General features: G+C 59.7%; 9 protein-coding genes. 1 reads left to right on the top strand and 8 read right to left on the bottom strand.

The genetic code is table 11. The features are described 5' to 3' along the window. The first annotated feature begins 974 nt into the window (after positions 1–974). Positions 975–6,593: a putative Ig domain-containing protein gene (locus BLQ41_RS21055; protein ID WP_090183838.1), complete on the top strand. Its 5,619-nt coding sequence runs from the start codon at positions 975–977 to the stop codon at positions 6,591–6,593. Positions 6,594–6,681: 88 nt separating this feature from the next. Here the strand turns inward: BLQ41_RS21055 and BLQ41_RS21050 are convergent, their stop codons facing one another. From BLQ41_RS21050 to BLQ41_RS21015, 8 genes are all read right to left on the bottom strand, one after another. Further along, positions 6,682–8,037 (bottom strand): TolC family outer membrane protein, encoded by a 1,356-nt coding sequence (locus tag BLQ41_RS21050; protein WP_090183837.1) that lies wholly within the window; start codon positions 8,035–8,037, stop codon positions 6,682–6,684. Positions 8,038–8,039: 2 nt separating this feature from the next. Next, positions 8,040–9,410, bottom strand: coding sequence for an HlyD family type I secretion periplasmic adaptor subunit (locus BLQ41_RS21045; protein WP_090183835.1), 1,371 nt, complete (start codon positions 9,408–9,410; stop codon positions 8,040–8,042). After that, complete coding sequence (locus tag BLQ41_RS21040; protein ID WP_090183834.1) at positions 9,403–11,124, bottom strand: type I secretion system permease/ATPase; 1,722 nt, start codon at positions 11,122–11,124, stop codon at positions 9,403–9,405. The genes BLQ41_RS21045 and BLQ41_RS21040 overlap by 8 nt, the downstream gene beginning before the upstream one ends. A gap of 277 nt (positions 11,125–11,401) precedes the next feature. Beyond that, positions 11,402–12,175, bottom strand: coding sequence for an L-iditol 2-dehydrogenase (locus BLQ41_RS21035; protein WP_090183832.1), 774 nt, complete (start codon positions 12,173–12,175; stop codon positions 11,402–11,404). A 64-nt stretch (positions 12,176–12,239) separates the two neighbouring features. Then, the gene (locus BLQ41_RS21030) at positions 12,240–13,337 is read right to left on the bottom strand and encodes an ABC transporter ATP-binding protein (RefSeq protein WP_090183831.1); all 1,098 of its coding nucleotides are present in this window, start codon (positions 13,335–13,337) and stop codon (positions 12,240–12,242) included. A 174-nt stretch (positions 13,338–13,511) separates the two neighbouring features. Continuing rightward, complete coding sequence (locus BLQ41_RS21025; protein WP_007936731.1) at positions 13,512–14,342, bottom strand: carbohydrate ABC transporter permease; 831 nt, start codon at positions 14,340–14,342, stop codon at positions 13,512–13,514. A gap of 10 nt (positions 14,343–14,352) precedes the next feature. Next, positions 14,353–15,279 carry a carbohydrate ABC transporter permease gene (locus BLQ41_RS21020; protein ID WP_090183829.1) on the bottom strand — a complete coding sequence of 309 codons (927 nt, stop codon included), beginning with the start codon at positions 15,277–15,279 and terminating at the stop codon, positions 14,353–14,355. 54 nt (positions 15,280–15,333) lie between these two features. Continuing rightward, on the bottom strand, positions 15,334–16,641 hold the full coding sequence (locus tag BLQ41_RS21015; RefSeq protein WP_090183827.1) for an ABC transporter substrate-binding protein: 1,308 nt from the start codon (positions 16,639–16,641) through the stop codon (positions 15,334–15,336). Positions 16,642–16,757: the final 116 nt, after the last annotated feature.

Below are 16,757 nucleotides of genomic sequence, written 5' to 3'. Positions count from 1 at the left end.
TTTCACCCCCAACCTTAAAAAGTGCCTCCGTGCTCGCTAACCTGTGCGGTTCGCCAGCGCTGACGGCCCATCACCCGTTCATTGTGGTCCGGTATGAAAACCTCACTGTCCAAATGTGGCACGGTTCCTTGCAGGCTCCAAATATCGTGCTTAGTTGACGTGGCCGTGCACCAACCCCGAGTTCGTCATTTCATTGGATTGATAGAGATGCTTTGGCGAGCGACTGTTCTTTGTGGTTTCACTAACTTCGCAGGTCTGCCTCCGCGCATGGTGCTGTGCGAAATCTGCAGATTTCAACGTGGTGTGGGTACAGAGATTTCACGGACAGTCATTTCGCGGCGGCGACAAATATGCCCGTAGCTACGAATTCATTATGAGTTTCCGCAATGAATGGGTTAATGCGAAAAGACAAGCCGCTGCTCAGGAACTGATTTTCAGAATGCTCAGACCTTGACGCCTTTGAAATCAAGTAGCTGTTAGCTGCGAGCTCCATGCCCGTGATGACGTCTTTTTTAGCGACACCGTTGATTGCAAATCTGTACTTCAAGTCTGTCCAGGATTCAAATTAGGTGCTCGAAAAGTACAGCTCAACTAAACACCCATTTAGTAGAGTTATTGCTCTAACATTTTTTGAAGTAGACCAACGTCAGACCTGTCATCGCTTTGTAAGCCCGCCTCTATCTCCCAGCAAGATATTCCTCCTCCCTCCCCCTTGGCCGGCCTCACGGCCGTTCCGAACTCAAATCAAAGCTGACGTGATAGCGCAGGTTTTTCATATCTTTCGCTTGCTAAAAAAGCGTCAAAATAACGTTTATCTATGAAAACACTTCCCAACCGCTGATCAGTAATATCGGTTTATTGACGCTTCTCCGATGCGCGGTCAAAACTTTTGCGCGTCTCTGGGTCATAACACAGTGGTCGTCGATGGAATATTGGCATCTGCTGCGATTTAAGCCTGATACGGAGATAAGCTCATGATTTTTAACGTACAAAATTTTGGCGCCAAAGGAGATGGCCTCACAGACGACACGGCGGCGATACAAAGCGCGATTGATGCGGCCGCCGCCGCAGGCGGTGGACAGGTGTATATGCCGACCGGCACGTACATCGTTTCGGGAGGCGTGGAACCCTCTGACGGTTGCCTGATGCTCAAGAGCAACGTCTACCTGTACGGCGACGGCATGGGTGCCACCAACGTCAAGGTGGCTGATGGCTCCGACACCAAGATCACCGGGGTTATCCGCTCCGCCTATGGCGAGGAAACCCACGACTTCGGCATCAGCAACCTCACCATCGATGGCAACCGCGATAGCACCACGGGCAAGATCGACGGTTGGTTCAATGGCTTTATTCCCGGCAAAGAAGGCTACGATTCCAACGTCACTCTCGACAGTGTCGAGACCAAGGATTGCTCCGGGTACGGTTTCGATCCCCACGAGCAGACCGTCAACATGGTCATCAAGAACAGCGTGTCCCACGGCAATGGCCTGGACGGCTTCGTCGCTGACTTCCTGAGCGACAGCACCTTTGAAAACAACGTCGCCTACGACAACGACCGGCATGGTTTCAACGTCGTCACCAGCACCCACGACTTCACCCTGACCAATAACGTTGCCTACAACAACGGCGGCAATGGCATCGTGGTGCAGCGCGGCAGCGAGAACATCCCCTCCCCCAGCAACATCACCATTACCGGTGGCGAGGTGTACGGCAACGGCGCCGAAGGGGTGCTGGTCAAACTCTCCAGCGATGTGACCGTCAGCGGCCTCGACATCCATGACAATGCAAGCGCCGGGGTCCGCATCTACGGCAGCAATCACGTCGAGATCATCGACAACACGCTCAACAACAATTCCCTGGGCAACCCCGTACCGGAGATCATCCTCCAGTCCTACGATGACACCCTGGGCGTGTCCGGCAAGTACTTCAACGGCAGCGACAACACCATCCAGGGCAACATCATCAGCGGCAGCAACCTGTCGACCTACGGTGTTGCAGAGCGCAATGAAGACGGCACGGATCGCAACGCCATCATCGGCAACACCATCAGTCACACCAGCAAGAGTGCCACGCTGGTCTATGGTGACGGCAGCTACGTCAGCGACACGGTGCCGATGACCACCGTGCAAGGTACGGCAGGCAATGACACCCTGTTGGGCAGCGCCGACAGCGAGATTTTCTTCGGTGGTGCCGGCAACGACTCGATCAATGGCGGGGCCGGTAGCGATATTCTGGTGGGCGGTGCAGGCATCGACAAACTCACCGGTGGTACCGGCGCCGATACGTTCCGTTTTGCCGCTCAGTCCGACAGCTACCGCAACGCAACCGCAAGCTTCGATGACACCGTGACCGACTTCGACGTCACCCAGGACAAGATCGACCTCGCCGGTCTCGGTTTCACCGGCCTGGGCAACGGTCGTGGCGGCACCCTGCAGGTCAGCTACAGCGCCAGCAACGACCGCACCTACATCAAGGACTACGATGCCGACGCCAGCGGCAATCGCTTCGAGTTGATTCTCTCGGGTAACCTCGCCAGCACCCTGACGGCCAGCAATTTCATCTTCAATCGGGTGATCACCGGCACCAGCGCCAGCGACTCATTGCAGGGCAGCGATTCGGCTGACACGTTGCTTGGCCTAGCGGGTAACGACAGCCTCAGTGGCGGCGCCGGCGATGACAAGCTCGACGGCGGTGCCGGCATGGACAGCCTTTCCGGTGGCGCCGGAGCGGACACCTTTGTGTTCTCCAGTCGCCTGGACAGTTACCGCAACTACAATACGGGCGGTGCCAACCTTAGCGACGTGATCACCGATTTCGATATCAGCGCCGACAAAATCGACCTCTCGGCCATCGGTTTTACCGGCCTGGGGGATGGCAAGAACAACACCGTGTACCTGGCGCTCAACAGTGCTGGCACCAAAACTTACATCAAATCGCTGAACGCCGACGCCGAGGGCAATCGCTTCGAAGTGACGCTGGACGGCAACTACCTCGACAAACTGACCAGCGCTAACTTCGTCTTCGCCACCGCGTCTGCGACCAACCAGGCGCCCGTGCTGGCCACGCCGCTGCTGGATCAGAAGGCGACCGAAAGCACGCCGTTCAGCTATGTCGTACCGGCCACCAGCTTCACCGATCCGGATAACGACAGCCTCAGCTATACCGCCAAACTGGCCGATGGCAGCGTCCTGCCCGGCTGGCTGACATTCGATGCCGCCACTCGTACGTTCAGCGGCACACCCAGCGACACCGCGTCGGGCACTTACTCCATTCAGGTCTCCGCGAGCGACGGTAGCAACGCCACCGTCAGCGACAGCTTTACCCTTGCCGTGCAGGACGTGCCCGCCGCACCCACGGTGATCAATGGCACGCCGAACAACGACACGCTAACCGGCACCGCTGCCAACGAACAGCTGTTCGGTGGCGCCGGTAACGACACGCTGAATGGCGGCGCGGGCAACGACATTCTGGTCGGTGGCGCCGGGGCGGATAAACTCACCGGCGGCGCAGGTGCCGATGTGTTCCGCTACACCTCTACACTCGACAGCTACCGCACCAGCTCCGCCAGCGTCAGTGACCAGATCCTCGATTTCGACGTGACAGCGGACAAGATCGATGTCTCGACGCTCGGCTACACGGGCCTGGGCAACGGCCTGAACGGTACGTTGCAAGTCACCTACAGCGCTTCGACCAACCGCACCTACCTCAAGGACCTCACCGTCGACGCCAACGGCAACCGTTTCGAATTGTCGCTGGCGGGTAACCTGGTGAGCAGCCTGACGGCGAGTCATTTTGTCTTCGACACCCACCAAAACATGCCGAGCAATGTCGCGCCGGTGGTGGCCATTCCGCTCCTCGATCAGAACGCCACCGAAAACACCGCGTTCAATTACACGGTGACCCATGACAGCTTCACCGATGCCGATCAGGATGTGTTGGTCTACACCGCGACGCTCGCCGACGGCAGCGCCCTGCCGACCTGGCTGAGTTTCAACGCCACCAGCCTGACGTTCGCCGGCACGCCGATCAGCACTGCTTCGGGCAATTACAACGTCCTGGTCAAGGCCACCGATCCTTCAGGTGCCTCGGTCAGCGACAGCTTCGCCCTGGTGGTCGCCTATGCGCCGGCCAACACCATCGCCGGCACCAATAACGCCGATACCCTTAACGGCACGGCCGGTGCTGACCTGATCCTCGGCCTCGATGGCAACGACACGATCAAGGCCGGCGCCGGCGCAGACATCATCGACGGCGGTGCCGGACGCGACTCGCTGTACGGCGGCGACGGGGCCGATACCTTCCGCTACAGCAACTCGCTCGACAGCTACCGCGACTACGACGCCGGCGGCATCACGGCCACCGACACGATTTATGACTTCACCGCTGGCGTGGACAAGATCGATGTGTCGGGCCTGGGCTTTCTCGGCCTCGGCGATGGCAGCAATCACACGCTGTACATGACCCTCAACGCAGCCGGCGACAAGACCTACGTCAAGTCAGCCGATGCGGATGCCGATGGCAACCGTTTTGAAATCGCCCTCAATGGCAACTACCTCAACACCCTGACCGCCAGCGACTTCGTGTTCGGCGAGCGTGCCCAACAAGACATCCTCTACCTGCCCACCCTCGGCCAATCCAATGCGCGTCTGCTGCGCATGACGGAGGACGATAATCAGTCAGGCACATCGATGCTGGTCAATGACCTCGATCGCTACACCACCTATGACGTACGCAGCCAGTTCACCGATGCCGATGGCAATGGCATCGACATCGCGGTGGGTGGCAGCACGGTCAACGGCCTGTCGACCATGGGCGCCGATGAGCTCAATTTGTGCTGGTGGTTGACCGACACCAACCAACCCGGGCCTGCGCTGTTGCGTGCCGTCGCGTTGCTGGGGGACCAGCTCACCGAACTGAAATCGATCGATAACGTCACCATGGGCATCATCTGGGGCCAGGGCGAGGAAGCCGCCCAGGAGATCGGCCGCGCCACGGACAAAACAGCAGCAGCGGCAGCCTACAAGGCCGCGACCCTGAACGTGTTTGATTACCTGCATGCCCAGTTCGGCAATTTCAGCGTGTACATGATGGAAACCGGTCACTACCAGGAAGATGCGGCGAGTGCTCGGGGTTATTCGGCAGAAAAGATTGCCTCGATCGTCGAAGGGGTTGGCTATGTCCGCGCCGTCCAGGAGGAGATCGCCGCCGAGCGCGCCGACGTCAAGCTGGCGGTGGACTACACCGACCTGCCCTTGCGCTATGAAGTCGATCCGCTGGTGTATCCCGATGACGTCTGGCACTTGCACGAGGAATCGGCGGAAATCGTTGGCCAGCGCCTGGCCGACTACATCGCCGGTGACCTTGGTTTTCAAGGCAACGCCAACGACAACAATAGCGTGCAGGACATTTTTGACAACGCTCAAAACCAGGGCGGGATGATCTCCGGCACCGACCAGGCCGATACCCTGGTGGGCAGCTCGGGCAATGACACATTGGATGGCGACCTGGGCGCCGACTCCATGACTGGTGGCGATGGCAACGACATCTATGTCGTCGACAACGCGGCCGACAGCGTGGTGGAAACCAACGCCTCGCCTTCGCAGATCGATACGGTGCAAGCCTCGGTCAGCTGGACCCTGGGTGCCAATCTGGAAAATCTGGTACTCAGTGGCGTGTCGGACATCAACGGCACCGGCAACGAGCTGCGCAACTTCATCACCGGCAATGCCGCCGCCAACGTGCTTGATGGTGCCGCAGGAGCCGACAGCATGAGCGGCGGCGATGGCAACGACACTTACTATGTCGACAACGCCAGCGACACCGTGATCGAGACCAACAGCAATGCAGTGCCGGGAGGGATCGACAGCGTACACAGCAGTTTGGCGGCCTATACCCTCGGTACCAACGTCGAGAATCTGTACATCGATAGCCCAGGCGCCGCCAATGGCACGGGCAACGCGTTGGACAACACGCTGTTTGCGGGGGCAGGCAACAATGTGCTGGACGGGCGCGAGGGTAATGACATTGTGTCTTTTGAACGCGCCCTGTCCGGCGTCACCGTCAGCCTGTCGACGTCAGCGCAACAAGACACCGGGGGCTCCGGGCTCGACACTTTGAAATTCTTCGAAAACCTGACGGGAAGTGCCTACGCCGACAGTCTGTTGGGCAACAGCGCCGCAAACGTTCTGAACGGTGGTGCGGGCAACGATACGTTGGTGGGTGGTTCGGGCGATGACCGATTGATCGGCGGTGCAGGCACCGACACCCTCACCGGAGGCAGTGGCGCGGACACCTACGCGTTTGCGGCGCTGTCGGACATGGGCGTTGGTGCGTCGCGGGATGTGATCAACGGCTTCAAGAGCATCGAGGGCGATCATCTGGATTTCACCGGTCTGGATGCGAACCCGCTGACTGCTGCTGTTGATGCCTTCACCTTCATCGGCAGCAACGCCTTCGACCCTGCCAACGCCACCGGCCAACTGCGCTTTGCCGACGGCATTCTGTACGGCAGCGTCAACGCCGACGCCACCCCCGAGTTCGAACTGCAACTGGTGGGCGTCAAGGAGCTGCACGCCAGCGATTTCTCCGCCTGAGTCAATCCACAACCTGAGGGAGCGGGCTTGCCCGCCCCCTCAGGATTAGGTTCAAAGACCGGCGCCTATCTCTCCCCCGCTTCATCCCTCAGAACAGATTTTGCACTTGTTCCAGGACCGCACGGTTCATCTGGCCGGTGTGGGTGTGCAGGCTGACATAGCTTTGCAGCATGTCGAGCTTGGTGTTGAGCAGGTCTCGGCGTGCCTGGAACACCCGCTGCTGAGCATCAAGAATATCCACCGTGGACCGCACTCCCCCCTGGAAACCTTTTTCCGTGGAGGTCAGCGCTCGCTGATTGGACTCCACCGCCCGCAGCATCGCCTTGCTCTTGGCGAACCCGGCCACGACGCCCAGATAGTCGGTCTCGATGTCCTCGGCCAACTGTTGGCGCTGTACGTCGTAGTCGGACTGGGCACCGGCCACCTGCGCTTCGGCCTTCGCCACCGAGGCGCGTACCGCACCGCCGCGATACAACGGAATATCCAGCTGAACCCCGACGTAATACGAATCCTGCCGCGGGTCTTGCTCCTGATACTGACGGGTTTCCTGGCGGCTGAGCTGGGTGGTCAGCGACAACGTCGGATAATGCCCGGCGCGCTGGCTGTCGGCCTGCGCTTCGGCGACTTTCACCGCCGCCAGCCGGGCTGCCAGCTCGGGGTTGGCATCATGGGCAATCGCTGTCCAGTACGGCAAATCCCGTTCCGGCGGAATCGGGTTGCCAGTGGGCAGTTCTTCGCGCATCGACTGGATGTCTTCGATGGCCACACTGGCGCGACCGGACAACGCCCGCAACGCAGCCACGCGGCGAGCTTGGGCTTCAGCCTCCTGGGCGTCGACGAGATCGAGCCGCGCCTGGGCTTCATCAATATCGGTGATCGCGCCCTGCCCGCCCTGGTATAGCTTTTTGCTCTGCGTCACCAACCCATTAATGGCGGTCTTTTGCTGGGCGATCAACTTGATCTCGTTCTCGGCCCGGGCGACATCGAAGTAGCCTTTGGCAACCCTGTCGTACAGGGTCTGGCCGGCAACGTCGAATAGTTGGGAGCCCAACTGTCCCCGCGCCTTGCCCTCCTGATACGCGGCCCATCGCCCCTTGTCGTAGAGCGGTTGTTGCGCCGCCAGGGTGACATTGTTCGCCTGGTAATCGTTACTGTTGACGTAGCTGGTGTCGCTGCCGCCATCGGTACGACCGCCGTATCCATAGCGCGACGTCAGCGACACTTGCGGATAGAGGCCGCCGCGGCCAATCGCCTCTTCATGCGTCGACGCATCATAGGCATGGGCGGCCGATTGCACGGTCGGGTCGTTGACGCGTGAGGCATCGTACGCGGCGGTCAGGCTTAGCGCCTCCTGGCTCGCCCAGACAGAATTGGAACTCATCGCCCCCCAACCGGTAAACAGACTCAGCAACAGGCGGGCGCTATAGCGGAACCGTACGGTCATGCTCATTCCTCTTTGAAGGCTGCGAGCAAGCGTTCGCGTAAGGGTTTCATCAGGTAGTTCATCAAGGTGCGTTCCCCCGTGACCACCGTCACATCAGCCAGCATGCCGGGGCGCACCAACAGGCCAGCGGCCTGTAGCGAGGCCACGGTGTCGGCGGGAATTTCGACCTTGGCGGAAAAGTACGGCTGGTGTGTCTGCTCATTGATCAACTGATCTGCCGACACCGTGGTAACCGTGCCGATGACGGTCGGGGTATCCACCCGTTGCAGCGCCGTGAAATGCACATGCACCGGCAGCCCCGGGCGCAACTTGTTGGCCATCAACGGCTCGAAACGCGCGGTAATCGCCATCGGCGCATCCAGCGGCACCACCTGCATCAGGGTCTGGCCGGCCTGTGCAACGCCGCCGACCGTGTGAATGCTGACGTCCATGACCTGCCCGGATGCCGGCGCGCGGATCGCTCCGTTGTCGACTTCAAACTGAAAAGCATGGATCTGGTCGGCAAAACCTGACGCTTCGGCAGAGACTTCACTGAGCTGAACTTCGGCATCGCGACGAAATTCCTGTTGCGCCTGCAAGGCCTTGAGTCGGCTTTCATTGATCGACTGGCGAGTCCTGCCAACATCGCCGACCCCGGAGGCAATCTGTCCGGCCAATTGAGCGGCGTTGCGCTCGGCCTCGAAGAGTTTGTTGCGCGGAACGTAGCCCTCACGCGCCAAATCACGCAGGCCTTCCAGTTCCTGCTGCTGGAAACGCATCTGCGTGTCGTAGTTGCGTTTGACGCCTTCATAGCCGAGCAATTGCTGCTGCAATGCCGCGGCTTCGTGTTCGATGATCTGCAAGCGGCTGCCCAGTTCTGCGCGACGAGTCACAAACAACTGGCTCTGCAACGCCATGGCGGCCTTGACCCGCGGCTCCTCGGCGTGTTCCAGCAGTTCGGCGGGCCATTGGATCTCGGCTGAGCCCAGGCGCTCGGCAATCAACCGGGCCTCGACGCTGCGATCGTTGAGCAGCTTGCCCCGGGTCACGTCCAGTTGTGACTGCGCCTGCACCGTGTTGAGCTGCACCAGCAACTGCCCTTGGGTGACGCGGTCGCCATCACTGACCAGCAGTTTTTCCACCACGCCACCGACCAATGACTGCACCGCTTTGCGTTCGCCCGCCACCACCACGGTGCCGCTGCCCACGACGCCTTGGTCCAGCGGTGCCAGACACGCCCAAAGCAGGAAGCCGCCGAGCGCCAGGACCAGGAATCCCACGCCATAACGTGCCGCACTCACCGCGTCGGTATTGGCGCCGGGCGATGTTGCGTTGCCGCGTACGCTCGGCCTCTGCTCGCTGTACGTTGGTTTCCCGGGGGTCAGATCATGCATCTTCGCCAGTCTCCTTGACCGCTGCCGGTTTTGGCCCCGGGATCAATGCCTTGAGCACCCGATCCCGTGGACCGAATGCGTGTTGAGTGCCGTCCTTGAGCACCAGAATGTGATCGACCACCGCCAGCACATTAGGCCGGTGGGTAATCAGCACCACGGTGCTACCAGCAGACTTGAGCGCGCGGATGGCCTGAACCAGTGCCACTTCTCCGGCTTCATCGAGATTGGAGTTGGGCTCATCGAGCACGATCAGCGACGGCAGCCCATAGAGTGCGCGAGCCAGGCCAAGGCGCTGTTTCTGTCCGCCGGACAATCCAAGCCCACCGGGGCCCAGCGGCGTGTCGTAACCCTTGGGGAACCTCAGGATCATTTCGTGAATGCCCGCGTGACGTCCGGCGGCGATAATCTTGTCGGCGTCCTGTTCACCGAAGCGGGCGATATTGTCGGCCACACTGCCGTCGAACAGTTCGATGTCCTGCGGCAGGTAGCCGAGGTACGGGCCCAAGGCGTCGTGAGACCATTGACTGATCTCGGCGTCGTCGAGGCGCACCGATCCGCCCATGGCCGGCCAGACCCCGACCAGCGCCCGGGCCAGTGTGGATTTGCCGCTGGCGCTGGGGCCGACGACGGCGAGCACGTCACCTTTGACCAGACTGAAATTGATTCCGCGCAGGATCGGTTGCGAGGCGCCGGGCGGGCCAACATGCACCTGCTCCAGACGCACCGCGCCGGTGGGCGGCGGCAACGGCATGCGCAGACGGTCGCGTGGGTGCTGGGCAAGGAGTTGGCTCAGGCGCTGGTAACTCTGGCGGCCAGAGTTGAATTGCTTCCACGAGCCAATGGCGATTTCCACGGGCGCCAGGGCGCGCCCCAGAAGCAGCGACATCGCGATCATCATGCCTGCCGACAACTGGCCTTCGAGCACCAGCAACGCTCCCAGGCCCAGGGCCAGCGATTGCCCGGAGATGCGCACGAAACGGGTCGCCGATGTGATACGCGCGCTACGGTCGCTGGCATGGGCCTGAGCGGCAACGATGCGTTGTTGCAGCAGGCTCCACCGTTGGCGCAATGGTCCGAGCATGCCCAGAGCCTGGATGACTTCGGCATTCTGGAACGTGCTGTTGACGTAAATCGACGACTGCACGCTCAGTCGATTGGCTTCACCCAGACGCGTTCGGGTCGCTAGCTCGCCCCATAGGGCCAGCCCGATCAGCACCAGGGCCAGAACCAGCGTCAGTACGCCGAACCAGGGATGAAAGATGAACGCCACCAGCAGAAAGATCGGCAACCACGGTGCATCGAGCAACGCAATCAGGCCCTGGCCGGTGATCAGCTGCCGTAGCGTCGCCAGATCGATCAGCACCTGCGCCGGGTTGGCGTTGTGCTCGCGCAGGCTGCGGGCGAAAGCGGCGTCGAAAATCCGCTCGCCCAAGGCATCGTCCAGCCCTGCGCTCATGCGAATCATCACCTCGCCGCGTACCCACTCGATCAACGCGCTGAACATGAACAGTCCCAGGGCGATCAAAGTGAGCATGAACAAAGTGGTTTCGTTGCGGCTGGTGAGGACTCGGTCGTACACCTGCATCATGTAGAGCGACGGCACCAGCACCAGCAGGTTGATCACGCCGCTGAACAGCGCCAACGACCAGAACACCCGGCGATAGCTGAGTAAAGCGGCATCAATGTCATGACGCGGATCAAGAAGCAAACCCATGGAAAATCGCTCATAAAAGGATTAGTCGGTCCAGGACGCAATCCATCGCGAGCGCTTTGCCAAAAGAGAAAACACTAAATGCAGTCAGACGTGCGTCTATCAGAGACGATCCTCGTCGCTACAGGCGCCAATAACTGACAACGCATCTACGGGTTAGTGCCGATTCTACGGGCTGTGTATCCAGGCGGGGTGACGGGCGGGAATGTTGCACAGTGCCAAGGTCGCTTGGCGCTCGACCCTGGCAATGCACTTTTTGCACAAACTCAATCGCAAGGCATCAACTCATCCAGTTGCCACCGTCGACATTGTAAGTCTGAGCCACAACGTACTCGCTCTCCGATGACGCGAGAAAAATAGCCATCCCCGTCAGGTCATCGGCGGTGCCCATCCGTCCAAAAGGCACTTCTTGGCCCACGAGTCGTTTCTTTTCACCCAGGGGGCGATTCTCATAGTTGGCAAACATTGCGTCGACGCCATCCCAGTGCTCGCCGTCGACAACCCCTGGCGCAATGGCATTCACGTTGATCCCATGCTTTATCAGGCCCAGGCCTGCCGATTGTGTGAGGCTGATAACGGCTGCCTTGGTCGCGCAATACACACCGACCAGCGCCTCCCCTCTTCGCCCCGCCTGGCTGGCCATATTGATGATCTTGCCGCCATGTCCCTGACTGATCATCTGACGCGCCGCTGCCTGAAGGGTGAAAAGCGTTCCGGCCACGTTGATCGAAAACAAGCGCTCAAAGCTGTCGCGGGTAATATCGACAATGGGCGCGAGGTCGAACAGTGCAGCGTTGTTGATCAAGATATCGAGCTTGCCCGTGTGCGCAACGACGGTGGCGATAGCCGCCTCGATGGACGCCTGGTTCGTGACGTCCATCTCGACAGCATAGGCATTAGGCCCCAAGGCGCTTGCCGTGGATTGCGCGCGTTCCAGGTTGATGTCCGCGATAGCGACTGTCGCCCCTTCTCGAATGTAAGCCTGAGCAAACGTACACCCGATGCCTCGGGCTGATCCGGTGATGAGCGCGCTTTTGCCTTCTAGTCTTTTCATTGATTGATCATCCAGTTTCTAAATATCAGGAACGCCAAAACAAGGCCGGTAGTTGGAATAAAAGTCAGGCTGCGAGCCGCATCAGGGGCGCTATGGCCTTCCCCTCTTCGTCGAACAAATGACAGTGCAGAACGTCCAGCGCCACCCATCGCTGTTCTCCGTAGGCGACGTCACAGTCACCATTGACCCTTACCGTCAGCGCTTCACCCGATTTGGCAACAACGTGGCAGAAGGTATCGCTACCCAAGCGTTCAGTGACATCGGTGGTGATGGGCAATTGTCCTTGGTCATCCAGACGCAGGTGTTCCGGGCGTATGCCAACAGTCACTTCGCTGCCGACTGCCAAAGCGCTGCCGTCGCGCGGTATGAGCAAACGTCGCCCGGAGGCCAACTCGACCTCGACACCTTGATGACTGCTGGACGTCACTGTGGCCTTGAGAAAACCCATTTTCGGCGTGCCCAAGAATCCAGCCACGAACAGATTGGCGGGTTGGTGATAGAGCTCCAGTGGTGAGCCAATCTGCTCGATGCGACCGCCGTTCAGCACCACCACTTTGGTGGCGAGCGTCATCGCCTCGACCTGATCGTGGGTCACGTAGATCATCGTTGCTTGCAGTTCCTTGTGCAGGCGCGACAGTTCCAGGCGCATCTGCACGCACAGGGCGGCGTCGAGGTTGGACAGGGGCTCGTCGAACAAAAAGATCTTCGGGTTACGCACGATGGCGCGACCGATGGCTACGCGCTGACGCTGGCCGCCGGACAGTTGCTTGGGCTTGCGCTCCAGCAGACGTTCCAGCTCCAGAATCCGTGCGGCTTCGGTCACCTTGCGCTCGACGTCCTGTTTATTGTCGCCAGCCAGGTCGAGGGCGAAGGACATGTTCTTGCGCACGGTCATGTGCGGGTACAAGGCGTAGGTCTGGAACACCATGGCCAGGTCACGCTTGGCCGGGCTGACTTCGGTGATGTCGCGACCATCGAGTTCGATGGTGCCGCTGCTCACCTCCTCCAGCCCCGCGATCAGCCGTAGCAAGGTGGATTTACCGCAACCCGAGGGGCCGACAAAAACGACGAACTCTTTATCGCGGACTTCCAGGTCGATGCCCTTGATGATGGACAGACCTTCGAAGCCTTTTTTCAGATTCTTGATTTTCAGGTTGGCCATGATGATGGGCCTCCGCTTGTTGTTATTCGGTTTAACCTGTGGGAGCGAGCCTGCTCGCGATGAGGCCGTGTCAGTCGACATCATTGTTGAAGGACATTCCGCCATCGTCGGAACTCCGCCCGGAGCAAGCTCGCTCCCACAGGGATTTGCGTTAGGTCAGGTTCTAGGGACGGTTCATTTCACGGCGCCGAACGACAGGCCGCGGACCAATTGTTTCTGGCTGATCCAGCCGAAAATCAGGATCGGCGCGCAGGCCAGCGTCGACACCGCCGACAACTTGGCCCAGAACAGGCCTTCAGGGCTTGAGTACGAGGCGATCAATGCGGTGAGCGGCGCGGCTTTCGAGGAGGTCAGGTTCAGCGACCAGAACGCCTCGTTCCAGCACAGGATCAGCGACAGCAAAACCGTAGACGCCAGACCACCCTTGGCTATCGGCAGCAGCACCCGGACCATTTCCTGCCACAGCGTGGCGCCGTCCAGGCGCGCGGCTTCGAGGATGTCTTTGGGGATGTCCTTGAAGTAGGTGTAAATCATCCAGACCACGATCGGCAGGTTGATCAGCGTGTAGATCACGATCAGCGCGATGCGCGTGTCCAGCAGGCCGAAGCTCTTGGCCAGCAAGTAGATCGGCATCAGCACGCCCACCGGCGGCAGCATCTTGGTGGATAGCATCCACAGCAGCGTGCCTTTGGTGCGCTGGGTTTCGTAGAACGCCATCGAGTACGCCGCCGGCACCGCGATCAGCAGGCACAGGGCCGTAGCGCTGAACGAAATCACCACCGAGTTCCAGGCAAAGCTGAAGTAGTCGCTGCGCTCGTTGATGTGCAGGTAGTTCTCCAGCGTCGGCGTGAAGATGAATTGTGGCGGCGTGGCGAAGGCGTCGATTTCGGTTTTGAAACTGGTCAGCACCATCCAGAAAATCGGGAAGAAAATCAGGATCGCGATGGCCCAGGCCAGCGTGCCGAGCAGCAGGCTTTGCAGGCGACGGGATTGTTGAAGAGTCATGGCGCAGGCCTCAGGCTTTGTCTGTCAGGTTTTTGCCGATCATGCGCACCAGCACGATGGCCGCGATGTTGGCAATCACCACCGCGATCAAGCCGCCGGCGGACGCCATGCCGACGTCGAACTGCACCAGCGCCTGGTTGTAGATCAGGTACGCCAGGTTGGTCGAGGCGTAGCCGGGGCCGCCGTTGGTGGTGGTGAAGATTTCGGCGAACACCGAGAGCAGGAAGATGGTTTCGATCATCACCACCACCGCAATCGGCCGCGCCAGGTGCGGCAGGGTCAGGTGCCAGAAGATCGCGATGGGACCGGCGCCATCGAGGCGCGCGGCTTCCTTCTGTTCCTGATCGAGGGACTGCATGGCGGTCATCAGGATCAGGATCGCGAACGGCAGCCACTGCCAGGACACGATGATGATGATCGACAGCAACGGGTAATGCGCCAGCCAGTCCACCGGCTGGGCGCCGAACAGCTTCCAGACGTAGGCCAGAATCCCCGAGACCGGGTGGAAAATCAGGTTCTTCCAGATCAGCGCGCCGACCGTGGGCATGATGAAAAACGGCGAGATCAGCATGACCCGCACGATGCCGCGACCGAGAAACTCGCTGGCCTCCAGCAAGGCACTGATCAACACGCCGAACACCACGCTGATCAGCAGCACGCTGCCGACCAGCAACAGGGTGTTGGTGGCGCCGGGCAGGAAACCCGAGTCGGTCAGAAAATAGGTGAAGTTCTCAAGCCCCACGAATTCGTTTTCACCGGGATTGAGCAGGTTGTAGCGGATCATCGAAAAGTACACGGTCATGCCCAGCGGCACGATCATCCACAGCAGCAACAACGCCACCGAGGGGCTGACCAGAAACCAGCCGGGATTGGCCAGCCGGCTTTTACGCACCGGTTGGGGAACTTCCATATGAGCTTTGGCAGTTGAAGTATTCATGGCGTTAAAACCGATTAAGAGCAGGCAAATGAAGATCCACTGTGGGAGCGCTGATTACTTGGGATAACCGGCGCGCTTCATCTCGCGTTCGGTGGAGGTCTGCGCGGCAGCGAGTGCTTGCTCAACCGACATCTGCCCTGTGAGCGCCGCCGAAAACAACTTCCCAACGGAAGTGCCAATCGCCTGGAACTCGGGAATGGTGACGTACTGGATTCCAACGTAAGGAACCGGTTTCACGGACGGGTGCGCCGGATCGGCGTGCTGCATCATCTGCAAGGTCACTTGCGCGAAAGGCGCGGCCTTCAAATAGGCCTCGTTGTAGGTGGACCGCCGAGTGCCGGGCGGCACATTGGTGATGCCATCTTTTTCAGCAACCAACTGAATGTAGGCTTTCGACGTCGCCCAGGTGATAAAGGCTTTTGCGCTGTCTTTGTGTTTAGAGGTTGCCGGTATAGCCAGCGACCATGCATACAACCATGACGAACCTTTGTCGGTGACCTCCATCGGGGCAGGAGCAAAGCCCACGCTGTCGACGACCTTGCTCTGTTCCTTGTCGGTGGTGAACGAACCCGCGACGCTGGCATCCACCCAGATCGCACACTTGCCACTGTTAAACAGGGCCAGGGTTTCGTTGAAACCATTGCTCGATACGCCTGGCGGCCCATACTTCTTGAGGGTATCAACGTAGAAATGTGCGGCGGCCGTCCACTCTGGGCTGGTCAGCTCGGGCTGCCATTTTTCATCGAACCAACGGGCGCCGAAAGCGTTTGCCATGGTGCTGAGTAGAGCGATGTTCTCACCCCAGCCGGCCTTGCCGCGCAGGCACATGCCGTACTGGCCTTTATCGGGCTGGTGCAGCTTGGAGGCAAACTCACCGAGCTGCGTCCAGGTCGGATGCTCCGGTATGCTCAAGCCTGCGTCCTTGAATAGATCAGTGCGGTAATACGTGATGGTGCTTTCGCCATAGAACGGCAATGCGTAGAGCGAATTGTTGACCGACAGCCCCTGACGGACTGACGGAAAGATGTCCTCCAGGTCGTACTCCGGTGGCAATGCGGTGATCGGTTCAAGCCAGTTTTTGGCGCCCCACAAAGGCGTTTCATAAGTGCCAATGGTCAGCACATCGAACTGGCCGCCTTGTGTGGCGATGTCGGTGGTCAGGCGCTGACGCAGGACGTTTTCTTCCAGCACCACCCAATTGAGCTTCACATCGGGATGCTGCTGTTCAAAAAACTTGGAGAGGCGCTGCATGCGGATCATGTCGCCATTGTTCACCGTGGCGATGGTGATTGTTTCGGCGGCTTGAGTGACGAAGGCGAAGGACAGGCCAGCGGAAAGGAAAAGCGCTTGCGGGATTTTCATCGTAGTGCTCTCCGCTCCGCGCCTTTAACGACGGGAGCTATTATTTTTGTTGTTAACCACCGCTGGGCAAATACAGCTTTGCAGCAATGGGGGACGAGCTGATTACAGCATCTTGA

This window comes from Pseudomonas arsenicoxydans (assembly GCF_900103875.1).
GTDB lineage: Bacteria > Pseudomonadota > Gammaproteobacteria > Pseudomonadales > Pseudomonadaceae > Aquipseudomonas > Aquipseudomonas arsenicoxydans.
This window is presented reverse-complemented; position numbering and strand designations above follow the sequence as displayed.

What these genes read in the sequence shown, in the direction of transcription:
- BLQ41_RS21030 (WP_090183831.1), bottom strand. Translation starts at nt 13,337, where the DNA reads ATGGCCAACCTGAAAATCAAGAATCTGAAAAAAGGCTTCGAAGGTCTG.
- BLQ41_RS21050 (WP_090183837.1), bottom strand. Translation starts at nt 8,037, where the DNA reads ATGACCGTACGGTTCCGCTATAGCGCCCGCCTGTTGCTGAGTCTGTTT.
- BLQ41_RS21045 (WP_090183835.1), bottom strand. Translation starts at nt 9,410, where the DNA reads ATGCATGATCTGACCCCCGGGAAACCAACGTACAGCGAGCAGAGGCCG.
- BLQ41_RS21015 (WP_090183827.1), bottom strand. Translation starts at nt 16,641, where the DNA reads ATGAAAATCCCGCAAGCGCTTTTCCTTTCCGCTGGCCTGTCCTTCGCC.
- BLQ41_RS21025 (WP_007936731.1), bottom strand. Translation starts at nt 14,342, where the DNA reads ATGACTCTTCAACAATCCCGTCGCCTGCAAAGCCTGCTGCTCGGCACG.
- BLQ41_RS21035 (WP_090183832.1), bottom strand. Translation starts at nt 12,175, where the DNA reads ATGAAAAGACTAGAAGGCAAAAGCGCGCTCATCACCGGATCAGCCCGA.
- BLQ41_RS21055 (WP_090183838.1), top strand. Translation starts at nt 975, where the DNA reads ATGATTTTTAACGTACAAAATTTTGGCGCCAAAGGAGATGGCCTCACA.
- BLQ41_RS21020 (WP_090183829.1), bottom strand. Translation starts at nt 15,279, where the DNA reads ATGAATACTTCAACTGCCAAAGCTCATATGGAAGTTCCCCAACCGGTG.
- BLQ41_RS21040 (WP_090183834.1), bottom strand. Translation starts at nt 11,124, where the DNA reads ATGGGTTTGCTTCTTGATCCGCGTCATGACATTGATGCCGCTTTACTC.